The sequence below is a fragment of the Heliorestis convoluta genome, assembly GCF_009649955.1.
In the GTDB taxonomy this organism is placed as follows: Bacteria; Bacillota; Desulfitobacteriia; order Heliobacteriales; family Heliobacteriaceae; genus Heliorestis; species Heliorestis convoluta.
The window spans coordinates 2,848,164-2,855,000 of sequence record NZ_CP045875.1 but is presented as its reverse complement, the minus strand read 5'-3'; the positions used below and the strand labels follow the sequence as shown (position 1 = coordinate 2,855,000).

The 6,837-nt window shown below is 42.9% G+C and carries 6 protein-coding genes and 5 tRNA genes (1 of these 11 cut by a window edge); 9 read left to right on the top strand and 2 right to left on the bottom strand.

What is annotated here, in order from left to right; genetic code table 11:
* The 4 genes from FTV88_RS13580 to FTV88_RS13565 all read left to right on the top strand — a co-directional run.
* Positions 1–833, top strand: the final stretch of a protein-coding gene (locus FTV88_RS13580; protein WP_162008061.1) for an ABC transporter ATP-binding protein. 1,003 nt of this gene lie to the left of the window's left edge; 833 of the gene's 1,836 nt are visible here — the last part of the coding sequence; the start codon falls outside the window, past its left edge; the stop codon is at positions 831–833.
* Positions 830–2,401: an ABC transporter substrate-binding protein gene (locus FTV88_RS13575; protein ID WP_153726109.1), complete on the top strand. Its 1,572-nt coding sequence runs from the start codon at positions 830–832 to the stop codon at positions 2,399–2,401. The genes FTV88_RS13580 and FTV88_RS13575 overlap by 4 nt, the downstream gene beginning before the upstream one ends.
* A 47-nt stretch (positions 2,402–2,448) precedes the next feature.
* The gene (locus tag FTV88_RS13570; RefSeq protein ID WP_153726108.1) at positions 2,449–3,492 is read left to right on the top strand and encodes an ABC transporter permease; all 1,044 of its coding nucleotides are present in this window, start codon (positions 2,449–2,451) and stop codon (positions 3,490–3,492) included.
* Between the two features lie 145 nt (positions 3,493–3,637).
* Entirely contained in the window at positions 3,638–4,444 is an 807-nt protein-coding gene (locus tag FTV88_RS13565; protein WP_153726107.1) for an ABC transporter permease, read from the top strand.
* Here the strand turns inward: FTV88_RS13565 and FTV88_RS13560 are convergent.
* Complete coding sequence (locus tag FTV88_RS13560) at positions 4,441–5,271, bottom strand: class I SAM-dependent methyltransferase (RefSeq protein ID WP_153726106.1); 831 nt, start codon at positions 5,269–5,271, stop codon at positions 4,441–4,443. The genes FTV88_RS13565 and FTV88_RS13560 overlap by 4 nt on opposite strands.
* A gap of 118 nt (positions 5,272–5,389) precedes the next feature.
* Here FTV88_RS13560 and FTV88_RS13555 point away from each other — a divergent pair.
* The 5 genes from FTV88_RS13555 to FTV88_RS13535 all read left to right on the top strand — a co-directional run bounded on the left by FTV88_RS13555 (position 5,390) and on the right by FTV88_RS13535 (position 5,805).
* Positions 5,390–5,465: transfer RNA gene (locus tag FTV88_RS13555), tRNA-Met, on the top strand.
* Between the two features lie 4 nt (positions 5,466–5,469).
* A tRNA-Glu gene (locus FTV88_RS13550) sits at positions 5,470–5,545 on the top strand.
* A gap of 8 nt (positions 5,546–5,553) precedes the next feature.
* Positions 5,554–5,629, top strand: a tRNA-Val gene (locus FTV88_RS13545).
* 6 nt (positions 5,630–5,635) lie between these two features.
* Positions 5,636–5,712 (top strand) — tRNA-Asp (locus FTV88_RS13540).
* A 17-nt stretch (positions 5,713–5,729) separates the two neighbouring features.
* A tRNA-Thr gene (locus tag FTV88_RS13535) sits at positions 5,730–5,805 on the top strand.
* A gap of 140 nt (positions 5,806–5,945) precedes the next feature.
* Here FTV88_RS13535 and FTV88_RS13530 read toward each other — a convergent pair.
* Entirely contained in the window at positions 5,946–6,662 is a 717-nt protein-coding gene (locus tag FTV88_RS13530) for a glutamine amidotransferase (protein ID WP_153726105.1), read from the bottom strand.
* Between the last annotated feature and the right edge of the window lie 175 nt (positions 6,663–6,837).

The window sequence follows — 6,837 nt, the reverse complement described above, 5'->3', positions numbered from 1 at the left end:
TCCAGGGAATTGATATTTCCAAAAATTTTGGTAGCGCATCTCAGCAGATCACTGCTGTAACAAATTGCTCTATACAAGTACGTCATAGCGAGACAGTTGCATTAATTGGTACTTCCGGCGCAGGCAAATCAACGCTTGCACAGATTGTAGCGGGCTTTTTGCCTGCAGATCAAGGCAAAGTAATGTTTATGGAAAAAGACATTACAAGTCAAGGCGCTTCTCGCCAAGAAAAAGGAATTCAACTGGTCTTGCAAGATCCCTATAGCTCTTTAAGTCCACGCCTTTCTACTTTTGATGCCATAGAAGAACCTCTACGTGTAAACAATATCGGCACAAAGGAAGAACGAAAAGAAAGAATCTGCACGTTGTTAAAGCAGCTGCAACTGCCTTTTCACGATGATTTTCTTGCGAGACCCTGCGCGTCTCTAAGCGGAGGTCAGCGGCAAAGAGTGGCCATTGCCCGCGCTCTTGTCATGAAGCCTCGACTCCTCATTGCCGATGAGATTACATCGATGCTGGATCTCTCTACACAAGCCAACTTATTGCGATTGTTAAAAAGCTTACAAAACAGTATGGGCTTTGCCATGTTATTCATTACCCATGATCTGCAAGTAGCAAGAAAAATAGCTGATAAAATTGTAGTCATGGATAAAGGGGCTATTATCGAGGAGCGCTCCCTTGATTATTATGTAGAATCTATGGAATCGAACGCGAAAGCTTCCACATCCCCTGTAGAGGTATTTTCTCTATCTCCTACAAATCCCGTAGAGCCTGTAGCTTGCTCAGTAGCTCCTGTAAATTCTATTAACAAGAAAGAGATGAGTATAGGATGAAAAAAAGCGTAACTCTACTTATAATTCTTCTATTTCTACTGCTGACAGGTTGTACGGCTCAGCAAGCTAAAGTAGAAAGTGAGACACAAGATCAACCTGTAACGGTACGCCTAGAAGGTGGCGACTGGGGTTATCCACAGCCCTTTACCCACTATTCTCGTGGACCTGGTTATAGCAAAATGTATTATATTTTTGATTCCTTATTAGAAAAAGATGAAAAAGGGCTTATTCCATGGCTCGCTGAAAAATGGGAAGTTGGCGAAGATGGCAAGTCTTTTCTTTTTACACTGCGACCCGATATCAATTGGCATGATGGAAAGGCTTTGACAGCCCATGATGTTGCATTTTCCTTTCAATACTATCAGCAACATCACCCTGTACGGATTCATAGCTTGGTAATCGATCCAACCTATCTTATCCGAATCGAAGCCCTTACAGATCAAGAAGTACTTTTTGAAGTAGCGGAAAGTCAAGCGCCTTTTCTAGAAGCGTTGGGTATGGTACCTATAATACCGAAACATATCTGGGCTAATATCGCTGATCCGAAAAAGTTTATAGACGAAAGTGCTCTTATAGGCAGTGGACCTTATCAGCTTACAGAATACAACAAAGAACAAGGGTTATATCGTTTCCAAGCGTACCAGGATTTCTGGGGACCTGCTGCTCAAGTTGATGTGTTAGAATTCATTCCCGTTGGCGATTCCATTTTGGCTTTAGAAAAAGGTGAAATTCACCTTGCTGATGTACCAGCCGATCTTGAGAAGCGCTTTGAAGAAAGAGCAAATATAACTTTAATGGAAAAGCCGGGCTATTATGGCTATCGCTTAATCTTTAACATGGAGCGACAGCCCGAATTTCAAAGTAAAGAAATGCGTCAAGCTTTTGCCTATGCAATCGATCGCCAAGAACTGGTCCAAAAAACAGCTCGTGGTGCTGCCGTAGCTGGTAGCATGGGTATAGTACCGCCCCATCACCGCTGGTTTCATAGCAATCTTCCTACCTACGATGTAGATCTAGAAAAAAGTCTTCAACTTTTATCAAAAGCAAAAGAGCAAGGCAATGAAATACTGAAAGAACCTTTGAAGTACCAACTACTTGTAGGTGCTGATCTTGAAGTTCGTATTGGGGAAGTATTGAAAGAACAGTTACATAAGGTAGGGATTCAACTTGATGTCGTAGCGGCAGATAATAAAAGTAGAGATAGCCGGATTGTTGAAGGGAACTATCAGATTGCGTTAGTCGGCCACGGCGGTTGGGGTGGCGATCCCGATTATCTACGAGTACGCTTTGCCAGTGATTTGCCTACTTCGATTAGCGGCAAGGTACCAGGCTATGCCAATGAACAAGTAACAGAGTTGGCTTTGAGACAGCTAAAAGAAATAGACGATGAAAAGCGTCGAGACACCATCATGCAGCTACAAGAAATTCTTGCAAAAGAAGTTGCAGAAATCCCTCTATATTTTACAACCGGTAAAACGGCCTATCGTCACGATATTTATGGTGGCTGGCTTCATGCCTACGATCATCATAATCTCACCCATAACAAACTCTCTTTTTTAGCTAGATAAAGGTAAGTGGCGCCTTCTTTTCTCACTTAGAAAGGAACTTATGATCAATGGCTTTAGATAAAAAGAGAAGAAAACTCTTTGAATATGTCTTTACTCTTTTGCTTATCATTACAATTAATTTTTTTCTCCCCCGGTTGATGCCGGGGGATCCTTTTTTGAATTTTTCTAGTAACTATGAAGAAGTTGTGACATTGTATACAGCAGATCAACTAGATTATTATCGTGCCTATTACGGACTTGACAAGCCCTTGCTAAACCAATATGGAAATTACCTTGTCGATCTTTTACAAGGTGATCTTGGCTTCAGTTATTACTATCAGCAAGAAGTCACAACGATTCTCTTACAGCGATTGCCATGGACTCTTTTTCTCATGATTACAGCAACCTTATGTACCGTCTTGCTGGCCCTATGGCTAGGCACCTATTCAGCTTGGAGAAAAGGGCAATGGCAAGATAAATGGCTTTATGGTGTTCTTGTCTTTCTTGGAGAGATTCCCTCTTTTTTGTTAGGATTGGCTTTTCTCTTTTTACTAGCAGTGCAGCTCGATCTTTTTCCGATGGCTGGTGCGATGACGCCTTTTGTGAGCTATCAATCTTGGGCTGAGCAAGTAGGAGATCTACTCTATCATGCAGCGTTGCCTTTATTAACCTTAATTATCGCTCGCCTGGGAGAGTACTATCTTCTTGTTCGCAACACTTTGCTTACGATTATTCCGAAAGATTACATACGCACAGCTCGTGCCAAAGCTTTGGGAGAAGCTACAATTCGTTATCGCCATGGCTTACGAAATGCACTTTTGCCCCTCGTTACCAGAGTTGCTTTACAAATGGGAAGCATGATAGGCGCTGTTGTTCTGGTTGAAAATGTTTTTTCTTACCCTGGGCTAGGGCTTTTAATGCAACAAGCTGTGATGGTACGAGATTATCCTTTGTTGCAAGGAATTTTTCTTTTCTTAGCCATTGTTGTTATGAGCGCCAATGTATTGGCCGATCTGGTAAGTCAATATCTTGATCCTCGAACGAGAGATAACGCTGTCACTGTGAAAGGGGAGAGCGATCATCAAAGAGCAGTTTCAACAAGCAACAGATAGAGCCCCAAAAAATAAAGAGCAAAGTCAACAAAAAGATCAAAAAGTTACAGTAATACAAGATAGAGTAAAAAAAGATAAAGCTCTCTATCGATGCAATCAACTCTACAATAAAGTTTTCTACGGAACATCTAGGATCTGGAAAAGAATGTCTTTCTCAGGGCGATTTTCTCTTATTATCTTGGTCCTTTTTCTATTGATGGCGTTATTTGCGCCTTGGCTTACCGTTCACTCTTATGAATTTTCTTCAGGTCCTCCTTTAGAAGGACCAAGTAGAAACCATCTGCTTGGTACCGATGATTTAGGCGTTGATCTTTGGTCTATGCTACTCTATGGTGCTAGAATTAGTTTGTTCATCGGCCTTTCTACAGCCTTGCTTGCCGGTCTGGGCGGTACTTTGATTGGCATGACGGCGGCTATCGCTGGTGGCACCGTTGATCGTATATTGCTACGACTGATTGATGTGCTCGTGGCTCTGCCCACATTGCCTTTGATGATTGTGGCTGCTGCTTTTTTGGGCTCTTCTACGCTTCAAATCATTCTTATTTTAGCGTTTCTATCTTGGGCCAGGCCCGCTAGAATCGTAAGAGCGCAAGCAAGGGTCTTACAAGAACAACCTTATATCAAGCTGGCACGTTTTTATGGTGCTTCCATACCTTATTTACTTCAGCGCCACTTTGTACCGGAATTATTTCCGCTACTTCTTGTCACTTTCATTCGCATCACAAGTATGGCTATTGTTGCAGAAGCCTCTTTGGCTTTTATCGGGCTCGGTGATCCGACAGCACGCAGTTGGGGTATCATTATGAATCATGCGATAAACTTTCAGGGCATTTACTATACGCCTTATTGGCAATGGTGGCTTTTCTATCCCTGGCTCTTGGTAACCTTGCTAGTAATGTCCCTCGCCATGCTTGGTAGAGAGGTGGAAAGTGTCTTTCAAAAATCGCATTAGTCTGCTTTCCAGAGAATCCACGCTGCCTTAGAACTGGGCCTTAAATGAATCATCCCTTTTTCAGCTTCTTTCTGGAAAAAGTTTTCCATCTCTTCTTGTTGAGCTGCTGTAATTGTGCCGAGCCTCATCGTATAATGAGCCACAGCTTCCTTTGCTGTAAAAAATAGTTCTTCCTGTGCATCTAGGTAGGTAATTTCCGGATAATACCCCAAAGACCACAATTCATTAAAAATAGCCAATGCTTTCTCGCGTTTATTGTGAGGATCATTGTGCGCATCAACTTGCAGATGCTCTCTTAAGCGATCGCCTACTTCGTCTTTTCGTTGAACAAAGCGATTGATTAGGCAATAGCCTTTGCTTGCCTCTGACATTTTTAGTAGACTTTCTTTGCTTTCAATGGCGGGACACATGGAGGAAAAGACGAAATCAAAGCGCTTCGTCCATTGTAACAATTTCAAATCGGCTTGCTGCCAGTCTAGTTTCACAAACTGTAGGTTCTTTATGTCTTCTTCTCTACTGCTTTTTTGAGCGTAATCGAGCATACCTGCTGAAATATCTGTACCAACTACTGCTCTAACCTTTTTTGCATAGGCGAGAGCATGTCTTCCTGTACCGCATCCCACGTCCAATAAAGAGCTACTTTCTTGAAGTAGATTTCTTTCGAGGAGGAATTTCATGAGGCTCTCTATCTGGTTTTTGCCGCTTTTTTGTGTGCTCCTATAGAATTGCTCAGCCCTAGTATCCCAAAAGGCTTCGGCGTCTTTTCCGAAGTCATAGCGATGGGATTCTATAACCTGTTGGCTATGCTCTTTTTTATCATCTTTCATCAGAACAGCAAACCTTTCTTCGTTTATTATCGATTGCCATCATAATAACACAAGCCATTGCCAAAAAGAACCAGTAGACAGATGCAGTAAATAGTGATATTATGTAGTTCCACAATGACGCGGGGTGGAGCAGCTGGCAGCTCGTCGGGCTCATAACCCGAAGGTCGCAGGTTCAAGTCCTGCCCCCGCAACCAAAAAGGCCCGTTGGTCAAGTGGTCTAAGACACCGCCCTTTCACGGCGGTAACAGGGGTTCGAATCCCCTACGGGTCACCAATTATTTTGGGCGATTAGCTCAGCTGGGAGAGCACCTGCCTTACAAGCAGGGGGTCGGCAGTTCGATCCTGTCATCGCCCACCAAAAAATGGAGCTGTGGTGTAGAGGCCTAACATGCCTGCCTGTCACGCAGGAGACCGCGGGTTCGAATCCCGTCAGCTCCGCCATCAGAATTTATAGGGATGCCAGCGTAGCTCAATTGGTAGAGCAACTGACTTGTAATCAGTAGGTTGCGGGTTCAATTCCTGTCGCTGGCTCCATTTTCAAGAAGGTAAAGCTTCCGCGTTATGCGGAAGCTTTTTTAGCTTTTTTTCATGGACAAATAGAATAACTGTCTTATTCCATACTACGCTGCTATATTGCAATATTGTCAAAAGAAAGTGAAGACCGGTCGCGCTTCCTAACAATCACTCGCGATAGTCAAAAAACGCTTTAGCAATTGTGCACCATACACAGTATCGTGGATGGATTCTTCAATGGTCTCTATATTCATTCCAGCTTTGCCTAATTTATCTTTTTGTTTTTGTACATAGTGATATGTAATCTCAGCTGTGAATTCGGGATGAAACTGTACGCCCCAGATACGATCATGGAGAACAAAAGCATGGTGGGGTTCAAAATCATTTTTTGCCAAAAGCGTTGCACCAGGTGGAAGTTGAAGAACCGTCTGAGCATGAGTAACATGACCTTGGAACGAAGAAGGCAAAAACCCAAGTAAAGAGTCTTTTCTTCCTTCTTCCGTAAGTTCAATCGAAACAGTTCCAATTTCAATGCCTTTGGGATGATAATCTACAAGACCACCAAAAGCATGGGCTAATAATTGATGACCAAAGCAAATGCCTAATACAGGAACCCTTGCTGAAACAGTTTCTTGTAACCACTGTGCCAATTTTACCATCCAGGGCTCTTGATCCGTAACCATGGCATGAGAGCCTGTTATGATGATTCCCATGGAATTCATCACAGGAGGGAAGACTTCTGCCGTGCAAGCATGAATCACTTCTACTTCTTGAGAGTCTATCTCTAGTTGAGCCGTAATAAAGTCTTCAAAGTCACCGTGCTTGTCGCATATAGAAGAAAAGGTGCTTCCTGTTTTGATAATGAAAAGCTTTTTCAACAATTTCACCTTCTTTCTAAAAACATATCTCTAAAAAACCCCCTGGGACTGATCAATCACGCTTTCCGCAGCGGGACTGGGGACTTCGGCTGTCGCTAGCTTAGCTGGCGGTATAAGCCCTCTATGATTTTACCAGATAGTATGGTCCTAATTTAATAGTCAAAAGTCAGGTATT